The sequence below is a fragment of the Nocardia sp. A7 genome (assembly GCF_046549215.1).
Taxonomy (GTDB): domain Bacteria; phylum Actinomycetota; class Actinomycetes; order Mycobacteriales; family Mycobacteriaceae; genus Nocardia.
In genome coordinates, this window is the sequence record NZ_JAJPWE010000003.1 from 619,357 (window position 1) to 641,434 (window position 22,078).

The following is a 22,078-nucleotide window of genomic DNA, read 5'->3' on the forward strand; positions in this document are numbered from 1 at the left end:
CCAGGGGCCCGCAACCCGCGGCGCCGGCCGCCGAGAAGATACTGTCGTCCTCATGCGCAAGCTGATCATCGGGCTTCTCTGCCTGGCCGGTTTGGCGGTGGTCATCGATTTCGGCACCGCCGCCTACTCGGAGTACCACGTCTCCCGGCAACTGCGGGCAGGCGCGGATCTGTCCGCTGACCCGGAAGTCACGTTCCACGGATTCCCGTTCACCGCCCAGGCGATGAGCGGGCGCTACGACGACGTGACGATCCGCGCGCGGGCCGTGCGCCCCGAGATCCCCGGCGAGGTCGGCATCGAGGCCAAGCTGCAGGGCTTGCACGCCACCGGCAGCGACTTACTCGACGGCGCCGCGCGCACGGCGCAGGTCGACCGGATCGACGCGTTGATGCGTTTCGAGCCCACCGAGCTCGGCAAACTCTTCGGCATCCCGGACCTGCAGGTGCACACCCCGCCCGCCGACAAGTCCGACGGCACGGGCGGCTCCGGCGGGTCGGGAATGACCACCGCGGGCGTGCTCGTCCTCAAGGGCACCCTGCCGACCGCGGCGAACGGCCGCGTCCTGCCCGCTGGTGTCACCCCGTCCAGTTCCGCGACGCGCGTGCCGGTGCAGATCCAGGCCGACCTGCTGCTCGAGGGCGACAAGGTCCGCATTCAGGCGACCGGTTTCTACACCGACAAAACCAGCACCGTCGACACGACCGCCGCGGTGACCACCGATTCGAAGATCCCCGAGACCGATCACGCCGCCGTCCTCGCCCGATTCAGCCGTACGATCGATATCAAGGAGTTGCCGTTCGGCGTCGCACCGACCGAGGTGTCGGCGCTGGGCGGCCAGATCGTCGTCGAGGGTGTCGGCCGCAACGTCACCATCGACCTGGACCGATTGCAGCAACCATGATCGAGCTCGTCATTCTTGCCGTTGTCATCGCGGCGGCCGTCGCGGTCGGCGTGTACCTCTCGCGCAGGCAGGGACAGGTTCGTCCCGCCACCCTCGACCCCGATACCGAGCAGCGCGCACGCCTGCTCGATGCCGCCGGTGTGACCGGCGAGGTGCCCGCGGTCCTGCACTTCTCGGCTGATTGGTGCGGCCCGTGTGACGCGGTCCGGCGGGTCGTCGCCGACGTCACCGCAGACCTGTCCGAGTCCCCGAATGCCCCGCGCGACATCGAGATCGACATCGACGCCGACCCCGACCTGGCGCGCGAACTCAACGTCCTCTCGCTGCCGACAACCTTCGTCTTCGACGCCGAGGGCAAAGAACGCTTCCGCATCTCCGGTGTCCCCAAGCCCGGCGACCTGCGCACCGCCCTCGAGCCCCTGACTGTGTGATCCCGGCCCCGGATTCAGGGGGGCCGAGACATTCCCCGGGGAGACCGGGTAAACTTCTTCTCGTGCAAACCGACCACGAGCTGATGCTCACCCGACGCCGCACAGTTGATCTGTGTCGCCTCGGTGGTTGTTGCTGCCTGTGCTGCTGACCGATCGGCCTTTTCTCTCCCGAGATTTCTGACGTCGATCTATGCCCGCCGTGCGAGTGATCCTTCCGATCCCCCGGTGACCAGGCAGATTTCCCTGACTTACCCAAGCCCAGGAGTTCGCACAATGACCCCTACCTCTGAATCTCCCCCTCGCGTCGATGTCCGTGGGCCGCGTTTCGTGGCCTGGATCACCACCGGCGTCCTCGTTGTGGTGCTCGCGGTCAGCGCTCTCTCGACCGCCGCGGCCGCGATCCTGATCGGCCTGCAGGCCGTCGTGTTCGCGATCGGCGCGGTCGCGGGTCCTGCCAAGCACCCTTACGGCCGGATCTACGCCGCGTTCGTCGCGCCGCGCAATGGTCCGCCCACCGAGACCGAGCCCGTGCCCCCGCTGCGTTTCGCGCAAGCGCTGGGCTTGGTGTTCGCCGGTCTCTCCCTGCTGGGCTTCGTGCTCGGCTCCTCGATCGTCGGCGCGGTGTTCGCCGGCTTCGCCCTGTTCGCGGCGTTCTTGAACGCGGCGTTCGGGGTCTGCCTGGGCTGCCAGATCTATCCGCTGGTAGCTCGCTTCCGCCGGTCACCAGCCCCGGCACCGAACTGACCCCTTGCACGTCTCTGAAAGGAACAACATGGCTCGCTCCGATGTCCTGGTCTCCGTTGACTGGGCCGAAGAGAACCTCAACGCCCCCGGCGTCGTCTTCGTCGAGGTCGACGAGGACACCTCCGCCTACGAGGGTGGCCACATCGAAGGCGCCGTCCGCCTGGATTGGAAGACCGATCTGCAGGATCAGGTTCTTCGCGACTTCGTGAACCAGGAGCAGTTCTCCGACCTGCTCTCGGCACGCGGCATCGGCAACGATGACACCGTCGTGCTGTACGGCGGCAACAACAACTGGTTCGCGGCCTACGCCTACTGGTACTTCAAGCTGTACGGCCACAACGACGTCAAGCTCCTCGACGGCGGCCGCAAGAAGTGGGAACTCGACGGTCGTCCGCTCTCGCGTGACGCGGTCTCGCGCCCGGCCACCCAGTACAAGGCCGCCGCTCCCGACCTGAGCATCCGCGCGTTCCGTGACGAGGTCATCGCGGCCATCGGCACCAAGAACCTGGTCGACGTGCGCAGCCCCGACGAGTTCTCGGGCAAGATCCTCGCCCCCGCGCACCTGCCGCAGGAGCAGAGCCAGCGTCCCGGCCACATCCCGGGCGCGATCAACGTGCCGTGGAGCAAGGCCGCGAACGAAGACGGCACCTTCCGCAGCGACGCCGACCTGGCCGAGCTGTACAAGGACGCGGGCCTGGACGGCGAGAAGGAAACCATCGCCTACTGCCGCATCGGCGAGCGTTCCTCGCACACCTGGTTCGTGCTGCAGGAGCTGCTCGGCCACCAGAACGTCAAGAACTACGACGGCAGCTGGACCGAATACGGTTCCCTCGTCGGAGCCCCTATCGAGTTGGGAGCGTAATCAATATGTGTGCAGCACCTACCCAGGGACAGGCCATTCCGGCCGGCGTCGATGTGGAGAAGGAGACGGTCATCAGCGGCCGTGTCCTGAGCACCGACGGCCAGCCCGTCGGCGGCGCGTTCGTGCGTCTGCTCGACGGCAACGGTGACTTCACCGCCGAGGTCGTCGCCTCCGGCACCGGTGATTTCCGCTTCTTCGCCGCGCCGGGTTCGTGGACCCTGCGCGCGCTGTCCTCGTCGGGCAACGGCTCGGCTGCGGTCAGCCCCGAGGGCGCGGGCATCCACTCGGTCGACGTCGCGGTCGCCAAGTAAGAAAGCTCACAACGGCCCTGGTAGTTCCTGTGCGGGAACTACCAGGGCCGTTTTCGTATCCGCTGTGCGGAGTAGCTAGACTCCAGTTGTGGTCATCTTCTTCGAGGTACTCCTTGTTGCCGTGTCGATTCTCATCGGCTGGTTCGGCCTGTACGTCTTCTACCGGCTCTTCACCGAGTCATGAGCGGGCTCGCTGGCGAAGGTACTGAACCGGCCGAGCGAGCGAGCACTGAGCAAGGCGCTCCGGCCGAGCGTCGTAGTGGCGACGAGGCAGTGAATGTCGCCGCTGAACGGGCGAAAGAGACCGGCGCCCGCAACATTTCGGTCCTGCCTGGTCTTCCCCTGCCCGAGGACACGGCCAATCTGCGTCTCGGCCCGGATCTGAACCACGCCATGCTCGCCCTGCTGCCCCTGGTCGGCGTGTGGCGCGGCGAAGGCGAAGGCAACCATCCCACCGAGGGCGACTACCACTTCGGCCAGCAGATCATCGTCTCCCACGACGGCGGCGACTACCTGGCCTGGGAATCGCAGACCTGGAAGCTCGACGCCGAGGGCGAATACACCGCACCCGACCTGCGCGAGAGCGGCTTCTGGCGGGTCGGCGGTGAGGGCTCCGACGAGCTGCTCGAGCTCCTGCTCACCCACAGCAACGGCGTCATCGAGCTCTACTACGGCAAGGCCCGCAACACGGCCTCCTGGGAACTCGCCACCGACGTCTCCATCCGCAGCGTTTCCGGCGCGGTCGTGGGCGGTGCGAAGCGCCTCTACGGCATCGTCGACAACGGCGACCTCGCCTACGTGGAAGAACGAGTGGACCCCGACGGCGCCCTTGTCCCCCGCCTGTCGGCGCGGCTGGCCCGCTACATCGGCTGAGATTCTGCGCGAACGGCCCGTCCAGATCACTCTGGGCGGGCCGCTTCCGTCGTGAAATGGAGCGACCCCCGAGCCGTTCCGCCACGTTCTCTGAACGCGATGGTCCCGGTTGGATCTTCCGGGGGCTCGGGGGTCGGGTGACTGCCTGGGATTCGCTCAGCGCACCGCTGGGGAATCTCCTGCAGTGGAGCTGCTAGCGGGCAGCCACCTCACGCATCCGTTGAACATACATTCGTCAGACCACCTCCTCTCTTGTGTACACATGAATTTAGTAGCAGGCGGCGCCATCGGCAATTGATTTAATTGCGGGCCTGACCTGGACGAAGACGCGGGACCGGCAGGGTCGCCACTGGATCAGTTCACCGATTTCGCCGCCGGGCGGGCTCGTTCGACGTGGCAGGTCCCGGTGCCGTCGAGGGTGATGATCGTGTCGGCGTGGTGGTCGGTGGGGAGTTGGTGGGTGACGACGATGACGGTGCGATCGGGGGCGATGAGGCCGCTGGTCGCGTCGAGGAGGTCGCGTAGGAGCTGGTCGCCTTCGGCTGCGGCCAGGTGTTCGGTCGGCTCGTCGAGGAGCAGGGTGTGGGCGGGGGCGACGAAGGCGCGGGCCAGCAGGATGCGGCGGCGTTGACCACCGGATACCGCCGCCGCACCCGCGGTGAGTGAAGTATGGACACCCTCCGGCAGTGAATTCAGCCAAGAACCGAGACCGACTGTGCGTAAAGCACTCTCGGCCTCTTCGATAGTGAGGTCACCCCGCGCGACGCGCAGGTTCTCCAGGATCGAGGTGTCGAACAGATGCGCGTCCTCGGCGAAGAACGTCACCCCGTCCCGATGCGTATCGAACAACCCTGCCCACGCCATCAGCAACGTCGTCTTCCCGGCCCCGCTGGGCCCGACGACGACAACCCGCCGCCCCGTCGGCATCGGCATCCGCCTGGCCGCGCCCCACGGCCCCGTCACCGATTCAGCCGAAGTCGGCTCGACCGACGCCCACTCGCGGTCCTCGCCACTATCGGCGCCGAGGACTCCTGCCGAAATGCCCCGGAGTCGATGCAGGGCCGCTCGGGAGGTGGTGAGGGCGGTCGCGGCGGCGGGCAGCGCTCCTACGGCTTCGAACGCGGACAGCGGGACCAGCACCAGGATCGTCAAAGCCATCGGAGTCATGCCGCCGGTCGGACCGTAGGCGGCGATGCCGACCAGTAGGGCACCGAGCGCGCTGACTCCGATCGAGATCGGAGTCGCCGCAGCCGCCCACGCGCTCCGCGAGGCAGCCGAATCCTCGGCGATCACCGCACGCCGAGAAGCCTTGTCCGCCAGCGTGAGTGCCGCGTCCAGTCGACCCGCGACCCGCAACTCGGCAGCATGATCGAGCACCGTGAGCCCCTCGGCGGCGAACTCGGCCCGATCTGCCCGCACCGCCCGCTCGGCCTCCCGCGCGGCCACCGCCGACAACCACGGCGCGAGCACCCCCGAAACCCCCAGCGCGACAGCCAGGATCACCGCTGCCACAGGTGAAATGAAGGCAATCAATCCCACCGCGGCCAGCGACAGGACCACAGCGACAGCGACCGGTACCAACACCCGAACAACCACGGCCCCGAGATCGTCGATGTCGGCACCGATCCGCACCAGCACATCTCCGCGCCGCAACGCCCGTCCCGCCGACCGGTTCCCCAGCCGCGCCTCGGTCGCCGAGCCCGCCGCCACGTCACGTCGACCGACCGACGACTCACCGCGCTGCGGCCCCGACTCACCAGCCATCGGTCGATCCGACACCACACCAGCGAACCCGCCCCGGTCCCGCCACCACCAGACATCCGACTGCGCCAGCGTGCGATACACCGATGTCCGAGCGGTCGTCATCGCCCGCAACGCCACGTCGTGGGTGGCCAACCGCTCCAGGTACCGGCACAACCCCCGCGAGATGCCAAGAGCCCGCACCGCGACCACCGCGACGCTCAGGTCCAGCACCGGCGGCATCTGCCAGGCCCGCGCGATCAACCACGCGGCCAGCGCGGCCAATCCGAGCCCGCTCCCCAACGCGGCCACCCCCCACGCGATCGCTACCGAGACCCGCGAGGGCGACAACGCGAGCAGCCGCCACATCTCCCGCAGATCGCCGATCACGAGACCTCCATCCCGTCCACGCGACTGGCAGACTCCCCAACGACTACTTCGATCACCGCATCGGCCGCAGCCAGCACGGTCGGGCGGTGGGCGACGACCACGACGGTCGCACCGGCGGTGGCGTATTCGCGCAGGGTGGTGAGCACGCGCTGCTCGCTCTCGGCGTCGAGGTGGGCGGTGGGTTCGTCGAGGAGCAGGATCGGGCGGTGGGCGGCGAGGACTCGGGTCAGGGCGAGGCGTTGGCGTTGGCCCAGGGAGAGACCGGTGCCGTTCTGCCCGACGACGGTGTTCCAGCCGGCCGGGAGTTCGGCCAGCACGGTATCGAATCCTGTTGCGGCGCTCACGGCTTGAAGATCATCAGCGTTCGGTTCCGGGATGGCCCCGAGCAGTTCGACATTCTCACGCAATGTCCCGGGAACCAGCACCGGCCGCTGCGGCAACCAGGCGATGCGACTCCACCAACCCTCGGGGTCGAGTGCGCGAACATCGATACCGTCGACGAGGACAGCACCCTCATCCGGCTCGATCAACCCCAGAATCGCTTGTACTGTGGTCGATTTCCCACACCCGTTCGGCCCGGTCAAGACGGTCACCAGCCCGGGCTCGAGCACGGCCGTCAATCGATCGGGCGCGGTGCCCGTTCTGGCGGCAACAGTCAATCCGTGCAGGGTAATTCGCGCCGTCGCGGCGCCGGATGCGACGACATCGCCCCGAGCAGCGCGATGGGGCACGGCTTCGGTCCGCTGGTGCGCATCCGGTGCGAGCACCGCGAAAGCCCGGTCGGCCGCCGCCATTCCGTCCTGCGCCGCATGGAACTTCTCCCCCACCTGCCGCAACGGCCAATACACTTCGGGCGCGAGAATCAACGCCACCAGCCCGCTGTACAGCGCCATGTCCCCGTATACCAATCGGAGCCCGATCGCGACCGCGATCAGCGCGACACTCAGCGTCGCGAGACTCTCCAGCACCATCGACGACAGAAACGCGATCCGCAGCGCCCGCATGGTCCGCTGCCGCAGCGAATCACCCAGTGCCTGCACCTGCTTCACCATCGAGGGTCCGTCTGCCCCCTCACGACCCAGCGCCCGCAAGGTGGGCATTCCGGCGAAAAGGTCCAGAATCTGGTCCGACAAGCGGGTGGTAGCGGCGAGTGTCGCCTCGGCTCGACCTTGGGTGAGCAGCCCGATCAGCACCATGAACACCGGAATCAACGGCACGGTGATCACCGCGATCAGCGCGGAGGTCGGATCGTGTAAAGCGATGACCACCAACACAACCGGCGGCACCAGGCACGCCAGCAGGAGCGCGGGCAGATAACCCGTGAACCACCCACGCAACCCGCTGAGCCCATTGCCGACCACGACCGCGATCTCGGTGCGTCGCATGTCGAGTTCTCGCGGCGGTAGTTCGGCGCCAGCCCGTAGTACCGCAGTCTCGAGCTCCGCGACCACCGTGCTGCCTGCCCGATGCGCCAACCGCGCCTGCCACCAGCTCGCCAGCCCCCGCACCGCGACAGCTGTCGCGAGCACTACCAATTCCGTGGTCCACGAACCGATCTCACGCTTGGCCGGATCCGTGATGACCCCGGCGAGCACCCGTCCGAGCACGATGGCGATCACCACGATCGTCGCCGTGATGACCAGCGCCAGCGCGACCGCGATCACCAGATGCGGCCGCGCCGACCGCGCGTACCGCCACAACCGCGGATCGACCGGTCCGCGCCTCGACCGCTTCGGCGTCTGCCCGCCTCGTCCCGGTTCATCCTGCGATAAATCTTGCGACACCACCGCGTCCGGCCTTTCGCGAGCCAAACCTTCCCGAGTCGAGGCCGACGCCATCGCCTCAGCCCTTACCGCTGAACGGCAATCCCACCGGCGCCGGAATCTGTTCGACCCGAATCCGCTGCCGGAAAACCCAGTAGGTCCAGCCTTGATAAATGAGCACCACCGGCGTGGCGATCAATGCCGCCCAGCTCATCACCTTCAACGTATACGGCGTCGACGACGCGTTGTAGATGGTGAGGTCGTAGAGCGGGTCGATGGTCGAGGGCAGCACATTCGGAAACATCGACCCGACGATCAACACCGTGGCCGAGACAACAGTGAGCGTGGTGCCGACAAAGGCCCAGCCGTCACGCCCCGCACTGTTCGCGACACCGGCAAGTATTAATCCGAGTACCGCGGTCACCAGCACAATCCAGGTCCATCCGACGCCATAGCCGAGTTGGGTCCACAACCCGAATCCACCGACCACCAGCGCGGCGGGAATCAGCAGCAACCTGGCGATCCGCATGGCGTCCGTACGAACGTCACCGGCGGTCTTGAGCACCAGGAAAACCGCGCCGTGCAGCGCGAACAGCACAGCGGTGGCCAAGCCACCGAGCAGCGCGTACGGGCTGAGCAGATCCCCCACCGACCCGACGATCTGCTTGTCCGCGTTCAACGGCACGCCCCGCACCATATTCGCGAACACCCATCCCCAGACCAAGGCGGGAATCCACGACCCGATCCCGATGCCGATATCGCACCAGGCCCGCCATTTCGGATCATTGATCTTGCCCCGGTATTCGATCGCGCACACCCGCAGGATCAACGCGACCAGCAGGAGCAGCAGCGCCAGATAGAACCCCGAGAACAAACTGGCGTACCACTCGGGAAAGGCCGCGAACAGCGCGCCCGCGGCGGTGATCAGCCACACTTCGTTGCCGTCCCATACCGGCCCGATCGTGTTGAGCACCACCCGCCGACGGGTATCGGACCCCTTACCGAGAATCGGCATCAACATGCCCACTCCGAAGTCGAATCCCTCCAGCACGAAGTAGCCGGTGAACAGCACGCCGATCAAGATGAACCAGAACTGTTGCAGACCCATCGTCGGCTCCTAGTACGCGAAGGAAAGTTGGGGAGTGTCGGAGCCGTCCGGACTCGCGGCGTGCACGTGGGTGTCCGGTCCCGCGACGACATAGCGCCGCATGAGGTAGCACCACACGACCGCGAGCGCACCGTAGAGCAGCGTGAACACCGCCAGCGAGAACACCACGACCCCGGTGGAGTGCTCGGAGACCGCCTGCTGCACCGTCATTCGGATATTCGGGTCGCCGGTCGGATTGGGCACCACCGCCCACGGCTGACGCCCCATCTCGGTGAACACCCACCCCGAGGCGTTGGCCAGGAACGGCGTGGGAATCGCGAGCAGGCTCAGCCAGGAGAACCACCGCTGATTCGGCACCCGGCCCCCGCGCGTCACCCAGAAACCGGCCAACAGCAGCAGCACCGACCCGCCCGCCAGCCCGATCATGGCGCGGAAGGACCAGTAGGTGACGAACAGATTCGGCCGGTAGTCACCGGGCCCGTAGGCGACGTTGTAGGTCTTCTGCAGATCGACCACACCGTCGAGGGTCACCCCGCTGAACTCGCCCTCGGCGAGATAGGGCAGTACATAGGGCACTTCGAGCACGTGGATCACGCCGTCGCAATTGTTGTGCGTGCCCACGGTGAGAACGGAGAAGTCGGGATCAGTTGCCGTGTGGCACAACGATTCCGCTGACGCCATTTTCATCGGTTGCTGCTCGAACATCAGCTTGCCCTGAATATCACCCGTGAAGATCAAGGCGATGCCGGAGAGCGCGACCACCACGAGAGCGAATCGACCCACCGGCCGCCACATCGTTCGCGCCTCTTCGAGTTTCGCCGAGTCGCCACTGCGCGCGTTGCGCACCATCCACCACCCCGCGATGCCGGCCACGAAAGTGCCCGCGGTGAGAAACGCGCCCGCGACCACATGGGGAAACGCCGCCAACGTCGTGTTGTTGGTCAGTAGCGCCGAAATGCTTTCCAGTTCAGCGCGTTTGGTCTCCGGGTTGTACCGCGCCCCGACCGGGTGCTGCATGAACGAATTGGCAGCGACGATGAAATACGCCGACGCGTTCACCCCGATCGCCACGATCCAGATCGTCGCCAGATGCACCAGCCGAGGCAGCCTGGTCCACCCGAAGATCCACAGTCCGATGAACGTCGACTCCATGAAGAAGGCGATCAGCGCTTCCAAAGCCAGCGGCGCACCGAAGACGTCGCCGATGAAGCGGGAGTATTCGCTCCAGTTCATCCCGAACTGGAATTCCTGCACGATGCCCGTCGCGACCCCGAGGGCGAAATTGATCAGGAACAGTTTGCCGAAGAATTTGGTCAGCCGGTACCAGCGTTCGTCGCCTGTGACCACCCAGGCGGTCTGCATCATCGCGATCAGCGGAGCGAGTCCGATGGTCAGCGGGACGAACAGAAAGTGGTAGACGGTCGTGATCCCGAACTGCCACCGGGAGACATCAAGGGTGTCCATCCGACCTCCACCGATCTACTACGACGACTTGTAGTAGATCCTACGCCGGGATTCACCTCGCTCCTGCGTGACAACCGCCACGGCACGCGGAAACTTATCCGCAGGGGCACGCCCACCCGTGCCCCACGCACGGATCACCAGTCTCCGATGGTCCCCGGCCGTTCGATGCCGAGATCGACCATGTCGATGATCTCCTGGGCGTTGTCCGGCGCCGACAGGCGCACACCGTCGAGCTGGTTCACGCGCGCGGCGAGGGTGATGCTCGACAGCAGCCAGATGCTCTCACAGTCGAAAAGGTCCGCGGTGAACAGCGTCTGGTACTTGCACGTCCAACCGGACTTCTCCGCCACGTTGAACAACGCACGCTGCGTGACACCGGGCAGCACACCGCTTTTCGCGGGCACGGTGATGAGTTCCTTGTCGCGCGCGATCACCACCGTCGAGCGCGGGCCCTCCAGGACCTTGTGTTCGGTGCTGTGGAAGATCACGTCCTCGGCGCCCATCCGCCGCGCGAACCGCAGCGCCGCCATATTGGTCGCATACGACAGCGTCTTCGCGCCGAGCAGCTGCCACGGCGCCGCCTGCGCGAGGTCGACGGAGATGCCGCGCGCCAGCGACATCACCTTCACGCCCTCGGCACGCGCCGTCGCGACCCGCGCGGGCACCGGGGAGATGAGCACATACGCGGTGGGCTGCGGGTCCTCCGGCGCCAGTCCCGAGCGTGGGGCGTCGAATTCGGAGTCGCGGCCGCGCGTATAGATCAGCCGCAGCACTCCTTCCTCGTCCGCTCCCCATTCCTTCACGGCCAGTTCCACCGCGGCGCGCCATCGCGACAGCCCGGGCTCCGGTAGTTCCAGCGCCTGCGCCGAACGACGCAGCCGCGCCAAGTGGAATTCCAGCGCGGTGGCCGCGCCGCCGCGCACCAAAATCGTTTCGAATACTCCATCGCCGCGAAGTGCGCCGATGTCGTCGGCATACAGTGACGGCACGTTCGCGTCGGCGACCGTCCCGTCGAGTGTCACAAGAACCCGTTCTCCCATGCGCCGAGCGTAAGCGTTATAGCTCCGTTACGCCTATGGCTGCATCGAATCAGGCTCGCGACGCGCGTCGCCGAGGCGAACCGATATCGGTTGGGGCGAGGTCGGAGTGGACGACACCGGTCGGCGGACAAAGCCCGCGTGCGGCGCGTCTCGGCGGACGCGCCTACAGTGGGTGTCGTGTCACAGGTCGTCGTCCCCAGTCCTGTTCTCCATACGCCGGGTGCCGTCGCGGGTGCTCCCGACACTCCGGACGCCGCGGTCGCCTGGCATTACGGTGACCCGTTCGGTGAGCAGAAGGCCGCCGCACAGCGCGTCGCGATCGTGGATCGCTCCCATCGCCACGTCGCGACGATCACCGGCGCCGAGCGTCTGAGCTGGCTGCACACCATCACCAGCCAGCACATCGCCGCGCTGCCCGACGGGCACAGCGCAGAGAGTCTCGACCTCGATCTCAACGGCCGCGTCCTGCACCACTTCGTCCTCACCGACCTCGACGACACCCTCTGGCTCGATACCGAGGCCGATCGCGGCGCCGATCTGCTGTCGTTCCTGCAGAAAATGGTCTTCTGGGCCGATGCCAAGCCCGCCGCAGCGCCCGAGCACGCCGTGCTGAGCCTGCTCGGCCCCCAGGTGGACACGCTGCTCGAGGCGCTCGGCATCGCGCAACTGCCCGAGATCTACCTCGCGGTGGCGCTGCCCGGTGGCGGATTTCTGCGGCGGATGCCGGACTCGTTCGACCTCGTGGTTCCCCGTGCCGAGCTGTCGACCTGGTGGACCAGGCTCACCGAGGCCGGGGCCGCACCGGCGGGCATGTGGGCCTACGAAGCGCTGCGCGTGGCTGCGCTGCGGCCCCGCATCGGCGTCGACACCGACGAACGCACCATCCCGCACGAGACCCGCTGGATCGGCGGCATCGACGAGCAGGGAGCCGTACACCTGAACAAGGGCTGCTACCGCGGGCAGGAAACCGTCGCGCGGGTCCACAACCTCGGCAAGCCACCGCGCAACCTCGTCCTGCTGCACCTCGACGGCTCGGCCGACGAGCGACCGACCACCGGTGACGACGTGACAGCGGGTGGCCGCACAGTGGGCCGCCTCGGCACCGTCATCGACCACTACGAACTCGGCCCGATCGCCCTGGCCCTGGTCAAGCGTTCGGTTCCCGCGGGCACCGAACTGGTGGTCGGCAGCATGGCCGCGGCCATCGACCCGGACTCGGTCCCCGCCGAGGACACCGTGCAGGCGGGTCGCGCCGCCGTCGACCGGTTGCGCGGGCGATGAGCACTCGGCTCGCGCCCTTCGGTGGGGCCGGCCGCGTCGGGGCCGGCTGCGATATGAACCCGTCGGCCACACTCGTCAGCGAGATCAGCCGCGCCGACCGATCGCGGGCGCGGTGAGCCGCCCGATCATGCGCGTCGGCGATACCGGGCGCGTCGAGGCTGTGTGCGTCGTGCATGCCGAGATCGAAGTGCGCACGCGGGTGGGCCGCACGGCCATCGACAAACGCCCCGTCGATGGTCGCGTAGCCGTCGCCGCCCTCGGCCTCGTCGGCGACCACGTCTGCGACACCGCCCACCACGGCGGCATCGACCAGGCCGTCTACGCCTACGCCGACGAGGACGCCCGCCGCTGGGCGAGCGAACTCGACCGTGACCTGCCCGCGGGGTGGTTCGGCGAGAACCTGCGCCTGACCGGCCTTCCGGTCAGTGACGCGGTGCTCGGCGCGCACTGGGCGATCGGTGACACCCTCCTCGAAGTCAGCGCACCCCGCGTCCCCTGCGCGACCTTCCAGCAGTGGTCGGGCGAGCCGCGCTGGGTGAAACGCTTCGCCCTGCGCTCCGACACCGGTGCCTACTTCCGCGTCCGCACCGAGGGCACCATCGGCGCGGGCGACGAAGTGCGCGTAGTCCACGTCCCCGAACACGGCATCACCGTCCGCGACCTGTTCACCGGCGCCGACCCGGCCCGCCTCGAACGTCTGCGCGCCGAGGAGCCTTCCCTGTCCACAGACGTCCACATGCAGATCGACCGCCACACCCGAACCCGCACCGACCAGGCTCGCGTCAGCACGGAGGTCAACGTATGAGTGTCGAACTGGTCGAAGTCGTCCGTTCCGGTTTCCGTGAATGCGTGCACCGCGGTTCCGTCGTCATCCTCGACGCCTTCGGCACCCCCACCCTCGAACTCGGCGAGATCCACGGCCCGATCTTCCCGCGCTCCACCAACAAGCCGATGCAGGCACTGGCCTTGCTGCGCAACGGTTTCGACCCCGTCGACGACGACGAGCTCGCCATCGCCACCGCCTCCCACTTCGGCGAACCCGACCACATCGCCCTGGTCCGTCGCCTGCTCGACCGCTACGACTTCACCGAGGCGGACCTCGCCTGCCCACCCGACCTGCCCTTCGAGGAAAACGCCCGCGCCGCCGCGCTCACCGGCGAGGGCAAGAGCCCGCTGTACATGAACTGCTCCGGCAAACACGCCGCGATGCTGGCGACGTGCGCGATCAACGACTGGTCGACGACCGGATACCTCGAGATCGAGCACCCGCTCCAACAGGCGGTCATGGCCACCATCGCCGACGTCACCGGCGAACCGGAGACCGATCTGGGCATCGACGGCTGCGGCCTGCCGATCGTGCCCGTCTCGCTGGTCAACCTCGCGCGCGCCTTCGCCGGCTTCACCACGGCCGAGTCCGGCACCGCGCCGCGCCGGATCGCCGACGCCGTTCGGGCGAATCCACGAGTGATTTCCGGCACGAGCGGCCCGGATCTGCTGGCCATGTCGGCGACCCCCGGACTGTTCTGCAAGATCGGCGCCGACGGCGTGCACGCGGGTGCGCTACCCGATGGACGGGCCTTCGCGTACAAGATCGACGATGGTCACGATCGGGCCCGAATGCCGCTGACGCTGGCGATTCTGCGCGAACTCGGCGTCGAGTGGACCGATCAGCACACTCAGCTCGCGGCGACCGCGGTGCTCGGTGGCGACGCCAGAGTAGGGGTGATCCGCGCAATTCCAGGAGTCTTCTGAGACCGGCCGGTCTGGGCGAAGAAAGGGCAAACCGGGGCGCTTCGACAGGTCTTCACCCACTCCTGGGAGCGCGACGCTCTGACACACGCTAAAGTGTCTGTCAGGAAGAGTATTAATTCGAACGGGGCCGCCAACACACCCCAGGCCGCCCCGCAGTGACGCGAGGGGGTCAGCCATGGGCCGTGGCCGGGCTAAGGCAAAGCAGACCAAAGTCGCACGTGAGCTCAAGTACAGCTCCGCGCCGACCGACTTCGCGAGCCTTCAGCGTGAGCTGTCGGATAGCGATGCTCCGCCCTACTCCCAACCAAGGAGTAGTGCAGTGCTGTCCGATGAGCCGGACGAGCCGTCATCTCGTTGGAACGACGAGGACGACGGTTACGACAGCTGGCGCCGCTGACCGAACTGCGCAGAAGGGGGAGGCCGACAGGCCTCCCCCTTCCAGCCGTTCTCAGGTGAGTGGCGACAGGCTTGCACCAGTAGTAGCGAATATCTGAATATCCGACGAGCGTCCTGTGCACACACAGGACGCTCGTCGGGTTCGCCGCCTCAAGGCCCCGACCACCCCGAGCCGACGGGCGAAACCCTCAGGTATGGGTTAACCGATCGGTGGCTGGAACAAACCCCCCCAACGCAGCTGAGCCGGGTCGCGGCTGTCGCGACCCGGCTCAGTACTGAATTCGGTTGATCAGAACCTGGGGTGGTCTCCCAGCAGCACCGCACGCGGCGCCGCGACGTCGGCCGCCTTCTTGACCTGACCCAGCGTCCAGCAGTCGATGTGGCGGGCGGTGAGCACCGCCAGCGCACGATCAGCATCCTCGGGCGCCACGATCGCGACCATGCCGACGCCCATGTTGAACGTCTTCTCCATCTCGATCCGCTCGACGCGTCCGCGCTGGGCGATCATCTTGAACACCGGCGCCGGGTTCCAGGTCCCGCGATCCAGCTCGGCCACCAGGCCAGCGGGCAGCACGCGCGCCAGGTTCGCGGCCAGGCCACCACCGGTGACGTGCGAGAACGTGCGCACATCGGTTTCGGCGATCAGCGCGAGGCAGTCCTTGGCGTAGATGCGGGTCGGCTCGAGCAGTTCCTCACCGAGGGTGCGGCCGAACTCCTCGACGTGGCCGGTGAGCGACATCCGGTCGATGTCGAGCAGCACCTTGCGCGCGAGGCTGTAGCCGTTGGAGTGCAGACCCGACGAGCCCATCGCGATGACGACGTCGCCGGGACGCACCCGGTCGGGGCCGAGCACCGAGTCGGCCTCCACGACGCCGACGCCGGTGGCGGACAGGTCGTAGTCATCGGGATCCATCAGACCGGGGTGCTCGGCGGTCTCGCCACCGAGCAGTGCGCAACCAGCCTTGATGCAGCCCTCGGCGATGCCGGAGACCAGCTCGGCGACTTTCTCCGGGATCACCTTGCCGATGGCGATGTAGTCCTGCAGGAACAGCGGTTCGGCGCCACACACCACGAGGTCGTCGACGACCATGGCGACCAGGTCGAGCCCGACGGTGTCGTGCTTGTCCAGTGCCTGGGCGACGGCGATCTTGGTGCCGACACCGTCGGTGGAGGCCGCGAGCAGCGGTTCCCGATATCCGCCCTTGAGCGCGAACAGCCCGGCGAAGCCGCCGATGCCGCCCTGCACCTCGGGTCGGCTGGCCTTCCTGGCCAATGGTCCGAACAATTCGACGGCGCGGTCACCGGCTTCGATGCTCACGCCCGACGCAGCGTAGGAAGCGCCTGCACCGCTGGGTGTCTGTTCAGTCATTGTGGGGGAAAGCTCCAAACCGAATCGGCGGACAGATGCCTAGTAACAATAAGTGATCCGCCGGTTCAGGTGTCGTGCGGCTCCTCGCTCATTGTTCCAGCTCCGTGGCGAATGTCGACGCTTCCCGCCCGTCGGCGGCGATCTCCGCGCGACGGCGTCGCTGTTCGACCGGGTCGGGGACCGGAACCGCGGCGACGAGGCGACGGGTGTACTCGTGCCGCGGGTTACGCAGGATCTGTTCGTTGTCACCCTCCTCGACGCACACCCCCTCGCGCAGCACCATGATCCGGTCCGCGAGCTGGTCGACGACGGCGAGGTCGTGGCTGATGAACAGACACGCCCAACCGCACTCACGCTGCAGTTCGGCGAACAGTTCGAGCACCGCCGCCTGGACCGACACATCGAGGGCACTGGTCGGCTCGTCGGCCACGAGCAGATCCGGGTCGAGCACCAGCGCCCGCGCCAGACTGGCCCGCTGACGCTGCCCGCCGGACAGTTCGTGTGGATACCGATTCTCGGTGCCCGCGGGCAGCTGCACGTCGTCGAGCATGTGCCTGACCCGCGCGCGAATGCTCGCCTTGTCACCGATGCCGTGCACCACGAGCGGTTCGGCCACACACTCGCCGACCGTCAGGCGCGGGTTCAACGATCCCGCCGGGTCCTGGAACACGAACCCGAACCGCCGCCGGATCGGCCGCAATTTGCGCTGGGACAGCTCCGCGATGTCCTGCCCACGAATCAGCACATGCCCCGCGGAAGGCCGCTGCAACGCGGCCACACAGCGCCCGATGGTCGACTTGCCCGACCCCGACTCACCGACCAACCCCAGCGTCTCCCCCGGCCTGATCTGCAAGCTGACGCCGTCGACCGCACGGAAAGCGGGCCTGCCGAACGGTCCGGGGAACGTGACAACCAGATCCCGCACATCGAGCACCGGCTCGACAGTCCGGTCGATCACCGGCCGCTCGATCGTCGCCGCACCCAGATGCGGAACGGCATCGAGCAGCGCCCTGGTGTATTCGGCCTTCGGACTGGCGAACAGCTCGTGCACGGGCGCCTGCTCGACCACCTCGCCCGCGCGCATCACCACCACCCGATCGGCCAGGTCCGCCACCACACCCATGTTGTGGGTGATCAGCACGATCGCACTGCCGAGCCGATCGCGCAGATCGCGCAGTAGTTCCAGGATCTCGGCCTGCACGGTGACATCGAGCGCGGTGGTCGGCTCGTCGGCGATGATCACCTTCGGCTCACACGAGATGGCGATCGCGATCATCACGCGCTGCTTCTGCCCGCCGGAGAGTTGATGCGGGTAGTAGTCGACGCGATGCTCGGGATCGGGCAGCCCGACCGTGCGCAGCAGCTCGATCGCCTTGGCCTTGGCGGCTTTTCGGCCCATCCCGCTGTGCGCGCGCAGCGCTTCGCAGATCTGGAAGCCCACGGTGAACAGCGGATCCAGCGCACGCGCGGGCTCCTGGAACACCATCGACACCTCGCCACCGCGCAGTGCGGTGAGCTGGCGTTCGGTCATCGAGGTGACCGGCCGATCGCCGATCGTCACCAGCCCGCGCACCGAGGCCGAATGCGGGAGCAGCCCGATCGCAGTACGCGAACTCACCGACTTGCCCGACCCGGACTCACCGACGATGGCGAGCACCTCACCGGGGAACACCTCGTAGGACACATTGCGCACCGCGTTCACGGGCCCGGCATCGGTCGAGAAGGTCACCGACAGACCCGAAACAGCCAGTGCGGCGGTCTTTTCACTCATCGACTGTTTCCTTGTCTGCCGAGGTGACCGCACGCCTGGTGCGCAGCAGCGGGTTCAGCGTTTCGTCGAGGCTCTCGCCGACCAGCGTCATCCCGAGCACGACCAGCACGATCGCGGTGCCGGGGAAGATCGAGGTCCACCAGATGCCGTTGGAGACATCGTTGAGCGCCTTGTTCAGGTCGTAGCCCCACTCGGCGGCCTGGGTCGGCTCGATGCCGAACCCGAGGAAGCCGAGCGCGGCGAGGGTGAGGATGGCGTCGGCGGCGTTGATCGTGACGATCACCGGCAGCGAGCCGGTGACGTTGGACAGGATGTGACGGAACATGATTCGCGTGGTCGAGGCGCCGGTCACCCGGGCCGCGTCGACGTACGGCTCGGTCTTCACCGCGACCGTCGCGTTGCGCACCACCCGGAAGTACTGCGGCACATAGACAACCGTGATCGCGATCGCCGCCGACAGCATGCCGCCGAGACTGCTCGACGTACCACCGGCGACGACGATCGACACCACGATGGCCAGCAGCAGGGACGGGAACGCGTAGATGGCGTCCATGATCAGCACCAGCGTCTTGTCGACCCAGCGCCCCACATACCCCGACAGCAGGCCCAACGGCACCCCGACCAGCAGCGACAGCGTCACCGAGATCGCGATCACCAGCAGCGCGGTGCGCGCGCCGAACAGCACGCGCGAGAGCACGTCCTCACTGCGCACCGAGGTACCGAACCAGTGCTCGGCCGATGGACCCTGCTGCGGTACGAAAGCCACACCATCAGCGGTGTTCTGCGCCAGACCGTAGGGCGCGAGCAACGGCGCGAACACCGCAACCAGTACGAACCCCGCGACCAACACCAGCCCGGTGATCAACGTAACCCGCTGCAGCCCGCCGGTTTTCGACAACAACTCGGCACCGGGCAGACGCCGCCGTTTCACAGAAGCGGTAGTCATCTAGAACCTCACCCTCGGGTCGATCAGCGCGACGATGGCGTCGACGACGAAGCTCATCACCGCGACGACCAGCGCGATGAACGCCACGATGCCCTGCACCGCGATGAAGTCGCGCGCCCGCAGATACTCGGCGAGCTGATAGCCAAGGCCCTTCCATTCGAACGTGGTCTCGGTGAGCACCGCGCCGCCCAGCATCATCGCGATGCACATGCCCATCACCGTGATGATCGGGATCAGCGCGTTGCGCACCGCGTGCCTGCCGGTGACCACCCGCGAGGACAACCCGCGCGCCCGCGCCGCCTCGACGAAATCGCTTCGCAGCGTTTGGATCAGGTTCACCCGTACCAGCCGCAGGAAGATGCCACCGGTGAGCAGGCCGAGTGCCAGCGCGGGCAGCACCGCGTGTTCGAGCACGTCGAGCACATAGGCCGGTTCGCCGTAGAGGATCGAGTCGATGATCAGGATGTTCGTCTTGGGCGAAACATGTTGCAGCGCGAGCTCGACGTCGGTGCTGGCCCGCCCGCCGACCGGGAACCAGCCCAGCCACACCGAGAAGATCAGCTTGAACAGCATGCCGACGAAGAACACCGGCGCCGCGTAGGCCAGCACCGCGGCGAACCGCAGGAAGGCGTCCGAGGCCGTATCGCGGTGTGTCGCGGCATATCTGCCCAGCGGAACACCCACGGCGAACGCGACCACCAGACCCCAGAAGACGAGTTCGAAGGTGGCGGCACCGTAGGTGATCACCACGTCGCTGATCGCCTGGTTGTCCTGTGTCCGCCCGAAATCGCCGCGCAGAAAGCCGGTGATGTACTCCCAATACTGGGTCAGGATAGGGCGATTGAGCCCCGCGGCTTCCTTGCGTTCCTCGATCTGGTCCTGGGTCAGTCGGCCACCCATGGCCGCGCTGATCGGGTCACCGATCACCCGCATCAAGAAGAACACCACTGTCACCAGCAACCATGCGGTCGGCAGAATCAGCAACAGCCGAATCAGCAGGTACCGCAGCAGAGCCACCTGGCGGGAACCCCCGCCGCGCATCCACCCGAAACGCCGCGCCCGGACCGGTGATCCGGGCGCGGCGGCAACGTCACTCACTTGCGGCGTCGCTTACTTGCTCAGCACCGTGAAGCGGAACTTGAAGGAGCCGTCAAGGGTCTGATCGACACCGTTGACGCCCGGCTTCGACACCGCGACCTGCTTACCCGAGAGCAGCGGCAGGGTCGGCAGGAAGTTCTGCGCCAGGTCGGTCTGGATCTTCTTCAGCATCTCGGTCCGCTTCGCCGGATCGGACTCGGTGGCCTCGGCGGTGAGCTGGGCGTTGATGCCGGGGTTCTCGAAGTGCGACTGCAGGAAGTTGTTCGGGCCGAAGAACGGCGTCAGGTAGTTGTCGGCGTCCGGGAAGTCCGGGAACCAACCGAACTGGTACATCGGGTAACCGTCGGAGGCGCGCTCCTTCTGGTAGGTCACCCACTCGGTGGACTGCAGGTTCACCTTGAACAGGCCGGAGGCCTCCAGCTGGGACTTGACCGCCGCGTACTCCTCCGAGGAGCTGGAGCCGTAGTGGTCGGGGTTGTACTGCAGGTTCAGCGTCACCGGGGTGGCGACGCCCGCGTCAGCCAGGAACTTCGCGGCCGCGGCCTTGTCGGGCTTGGCGCCGTAGAGGTCCTTGAGCGGCTCGGCCGAACCGACCATGCCGGTGGGCACGTAGCCGTAAGCGGGCTGGTAGGTGCCCTTGTAGACACCGGCGGCCAGCGCCTCACGGTCCACCGACGACGCGAATGCCTTGCGCACGGCCAGCTTCTGCTCCGGGGTGCTGCCCGGCATGGTGTTCATGTTGAACACCACGTAGCGCAGCTCGCCGCCGGGGCCGTCGGTGACCTTCACCTTGGAATCGGCCCGCAGCGAGTCGATATCGGTAGGGGTGAACGAGCGGTAGCCGACGTCGATGGCGCCGTTCTGCAGGTCCAGCTTCAGGTTGTCGGAGGTGGCGTAGTACTTGGTCGACACCGTGGTGTTCTTCGGCGTGCCGAGGATGCCCTGGTAGTCGGGGTTGGCCTGGTACTCGACGAGCTTGTTCTTGTCGTAGCTCGAGATCGAGTACGGGCCCGCGTAACCCTTGGCCTTGACCACCTCGTCATCGGTGGCGACCTTGTCGGCGGGCAGCGACTTCTCGTCGACGATCGGACCGGCCTGGGTCGGCAGAATCGTCGGGAAGGTCTGATCGTTGGCGACCTTGAGCGTGAACGCGACGGTGAGATCGTCGATCAGATCGGTCTTGTCGAGGTTGCCGAGCAGCGACGCCGGACCGTGCGGATCGTTGATCTTCACCATCCGGTCGAAGGAGAACTTCACGCTCTTGGCGGTCAGCGGATTGCCGTTGGCGAACTTCAGCCCGGATTTGATCTTGCAGGTGTAAACCGTGGGGCTGGTGAATTCGCACTTTTCCGCCGCATCGGGCTTGGGCGTGGTATCGCCCGGCGCGAAATTCAGCAGATACGAATAGATCTGGTTCTGCACCAGCAGCGACCCGTTGTCGTAGGCCGCGGCCGGGTCGAGCGAAAAGATCTTGTCGGTGGTGCCGACGACCAGGCCCGCACCGGAGCCCGCCTCATCGGTGCGGCCGGAGCCACAACCGGCCAGCGCGGCGGCGACAGCGGCGGTAATACCCACTGCGGCAATTTGTTTCGCGCGCGTACTTCGTGCCTTGTTCAACATCAGGTCCCATTCTCGAACGCCGCGCAGCCGTCGCACCCGGATCACAGGGGCGACGACCACATGGTGAGCTAGCGATATAACGAGGGACCGTACAGGTGAACCATTACCGCCCAGTTTCAAATGGTCCGAATTATTGCCGCCATGTTATGAACTAATCTTACGAAATTGCCGGTCACCGGAATTACTCTCGTACACAACACAAAAGGGGCCGATCAGGT

At 66.8% G+C, this 22,078-nt stretch carries 20 protein-coding genes; 10 read left to right on the forward strand and 10 right to left on the reverse strand.

Translation table 11 applies throughout. From position 1 onward, the window contains the following. Positions 1 to 52 precede the first annotated feature (52 nt). The 6 genes from ACLJPD_RS20720 to ACLJPD_RS20745 all read left to right on the forward strand — a co-directional run bounded on the left by ACLJPD_RS20720 (position 53) and on the right by ACLJPD_RS20745 (position 4,122). Positions 53 to 901, forward strand: coding sequence for an LmeA family phospholipid-binding protein (locus tag ACLJPD_RS20720; RefSeq protein ID WP_410874260.1), 849 nt, complete (start codon positions 53 to 55; stop codon positions 899 to 901). Beyond that, positions 898 to 1,332: a thioredoxin family protein gene (locus tag ACLJPD_RS20725; RefSeq protein WP_410874262.1), complete on the forward strand. Its 435-nt coding sequence runs from the start codon at positions 898 to 900 to the stop codon at positions 1,330 to 1,332. The genes ACLJPD_RS20720 and ACLJPD_RS20725 overlap by 4 nt, the downstream gene beginning before the upstream one ends. A gap of 273 nt (positions 1,333 to 1,605) precedes the next feature. Beyond that, positions 1,606 to 2,076: a DUF4395 domain-containing protein gene (locus tag ACLJPD_RS20730; RefSeq protein WP_410874264.1), complete on the forward strand. Its 471-nt coding sequence runs from the start codon at positions 1,606 to 1,608 to the stop codon at positions 2,074 to 2,076. A gap of 28 nt (positions 2,077 to 2,104) precedes the next feature. Beyond that, entirely contained in the window at positions 2,105 to 2,938 is an 834-nt protein-coding gene (locus ACLJPD_RS20735) for a sulfurtransferase (protein WP_410874266.1), read from the forward strand. A gap of 5 nt (positions 2,939 to 2,943) precedes the next feature. Next, a complete protein-coding gene (locus tag ACLJPD_RS20740; protein ID WP_410874268.1) occupies positions 2,944 to 3,249 on the forward strand; it encodes a DUF1416 domain-containing protein in 306 nt (101 codons plus the stop codon). Positions 3,250 to 3,429: 180 nt separating this feature from the next. After that, positions 3,430 to 4,122 carry an FABP family protein gene (locus ACLJPD_RS20745; protein ID WP_410874270.1) on the forward strand — a complete coding sequence of 231 codons (693 nt, stop codon included), beginning with the start codon at positions 3,430 to 3,432 and terminating at the stop codon, positions 4,120 to 4,122. Positions 4,123 to 4,476: 354 nt separating this feature from the next. Here the strand turns inward: ACLJPD_RS20745 and cydC are convergent, their stop codons facing one another. The 5 genes from cydC to ACLJPD_RS20770 form a co-directional block, all read right to left on the reverse strand. Then, positions 4,477 to 6,231 carry a thiol reductant ABC exporter subunit CydC gene (cydC, locus tag ACLJPD_RS20750; protein WP_410874540.1) on the reverse strand — a complete coding sequence of 585 codons (1,755 nt, stop codon included), beginning with the start codon at positions 6,229 to 6,231 and terminating at the stop codon, positions 4,477 to 4,479. Between the two features lie 17 nt (positions 6,232 to 6,248). Continuing rightward, positions 6,249 to 8,036 (reverse strand): thiol reductant ABC exporter subunit CydD, encoded by a 1,788-nt coding sequence (gene cydD, locus ACLJPD_RS20755; RefSeq protein WP_410874271.1) that lies wholly within the window; start codon positions 8,034 to 8,036, stop codon positions 6,249 to 6,251. Positions 8,037 to 8,094: 58 nt separating this feature from the next. Next, entirely contained in the window at positions 8,095 to 9,123 is a 1,029-nt protein-coding gene (gene cydB, locus ACLJPD_RS20760; protein ID WP_410874272.1) for a cytochrome d ubiquinol oxidase subunit II, read from the reverse strand. A 9-nt stretch (positions 9,124 to 9,132) separates the two neighbouring features. Next, positions 9,133 to 10,587: a cytochrome ubiquinol oxidase subunit I gene (locus ACLJPD_RS20765; protein WP_410874273.1), complete on the reverse strand. Its 1,455-nt coding sequence runs from the start codon at positions 10,585 to 10,587 to the stop codon at positions 9,133 to 9,135. A 134-nt stretch (positions 10,588 to 10,721) separates the two neighbouring features. Continuing rightward, the gene (locus ACLJPD_RS20770; protein ID WP_410874274.1) at positions 10,722 to 11,627 is read right to left on the reverse strand and encodes an aminodeoxychorismate lyase; all 906 of its coding nucleotides are present in this window, start codon (positions 11,625 to 11,627) and stop codon (positions 10,722 to 10,724) included. Positions 11,628 to 11,804: 177 nt separating this feature from the next. Between ACLJPD_RS20770 and ACLJPD_RS20775 the strand changes: the two genes are divergently transcribed. The 4 genes from ACLJPD_RS20775 to ACLJPD_RS20790 all read left to right on the forward strand — a co-directional run bounded on the left by ACLJPD_RS20775 (position 11,805) and on the right by ACLJPD_RS20790 (position 15,057). Continuing rightward, a complete protein-coding gene (locus ACLJPD_RS20775; RefSeq protein ID WP_410874275.1) occupies positions 11,805 to 12,908 on the forward strand; it encodes a YgfZ/GcvT domain-containing protein in 1,104 nt (367 codons plus the stop codon). Positions 12,909 to 13,035: 127 nt separating this feature from the next. Next, positions 13,036 to 13,713, forward strand: a complete 678-nt coding sequence (locus ACLJPD_RS20780) for an MOSC domain-containing protein (protein WP_410874541.1) — start codon at positions 13,036 to 13,038, stop codon at positions 13,711 to 13,713. Then, positions 13,710 to 14,660, forward strand: a complete 951-nt coding sequence (locus ACLJPD_RS20785; RefSeq protein WP_410874276.1) for an asparaginase — start codon at positions 13,710 to 13,712, stop codon at positions 14,658 to 14,660. Before ACLJPD_RS20780 ends, ACLJPD_RS20785 begins: the two co-directional genes overlap by 4 nt. A 175-nt stretch (positions 14,661 to 14,835) precedes the next feature. Further along, positions 14,836 to 15,057 (forward strand): DUF3073 domain-containing protein, encoded by a 222-nt coding sequence (locus tag ACLJPD_RS20790; RefSeq protein WP_410874277.1) that lies wholly within the window; start codon positions 14,836 to 14,838, stop codon positions 15,055 to 15,057. A 288-nt stretch (positions 15,058 to 15,345) separates the two neighbouring features. On the opposite strand, the gene purM is transcribed toward ACLJPD_RS20790, so the two are convergent. From purM to ACLJPD_RS20815, 5 genes are all read right to left on the reverse strand, one after another. Further along, entirely contained in the window at positions 15,346 to 16,425 is a 1,080-nt protein-coding gene (purM, locus tag ACLJPD_RS20795; protein ID WP_410874278.1) for a phosphoribosylformylglycinamidine cyclo-ligase, read from the reverse strand. Between the two features lie 88 nt (positions 16,426 to 16,513). Continuing rightward, positions 16,514 to 18,196: an ABC transporter ATP-binding protein gene (locus tag ACLJPD_RS20800; protein WP_410874279.1), complete on the reverse strand. Its 1,683-nt coding sequence runs from the start codon at positions 18,194 to 18,196 to the stop codon at positions 16,514 to 16,516. After that, positions 18,189 to 19,142, reverse strand: coding sequence for an ABC transporter permease (locus tag ACLJPD_RS20805; protein WP_410874280.1), 954 nt, complete (start codon positions 19,140 to 19,142; stop codon positions 18,189 to 18,191). The genes ACLJPD_RS20800 and ACLJPD_RS20805 overlap by 8 nt, the downstream gene beginning before the upstream one ends. Next, on the reverse strand, positions 19,143 to 20,183 hold the full coding sequence (locus ACLJPD_RS20810) for an ABC transporter permease (RefSeq protein ID WP_410874542.1): 1,041 nt from the start codon (positions 20,181 to 20,183) through the stop codon (positions 19,143 to 19,145). Positions 20,184 to 20,252: 69 nt separating this feature from the next. Then, positions 20,253 to 21,860, reverse strand: coding sequence for an ABC transporter substrate-binding protein (locus ACLJPD_RS20815; protein WP_410874281.1), 1,608 nt, complete (start codon positions 21,858 to 21,860; stop codon positions 20,253 to 20,255). Between the last annotated feature and the right edge of the window lie 218 nt (positions 21,861 to 22,078).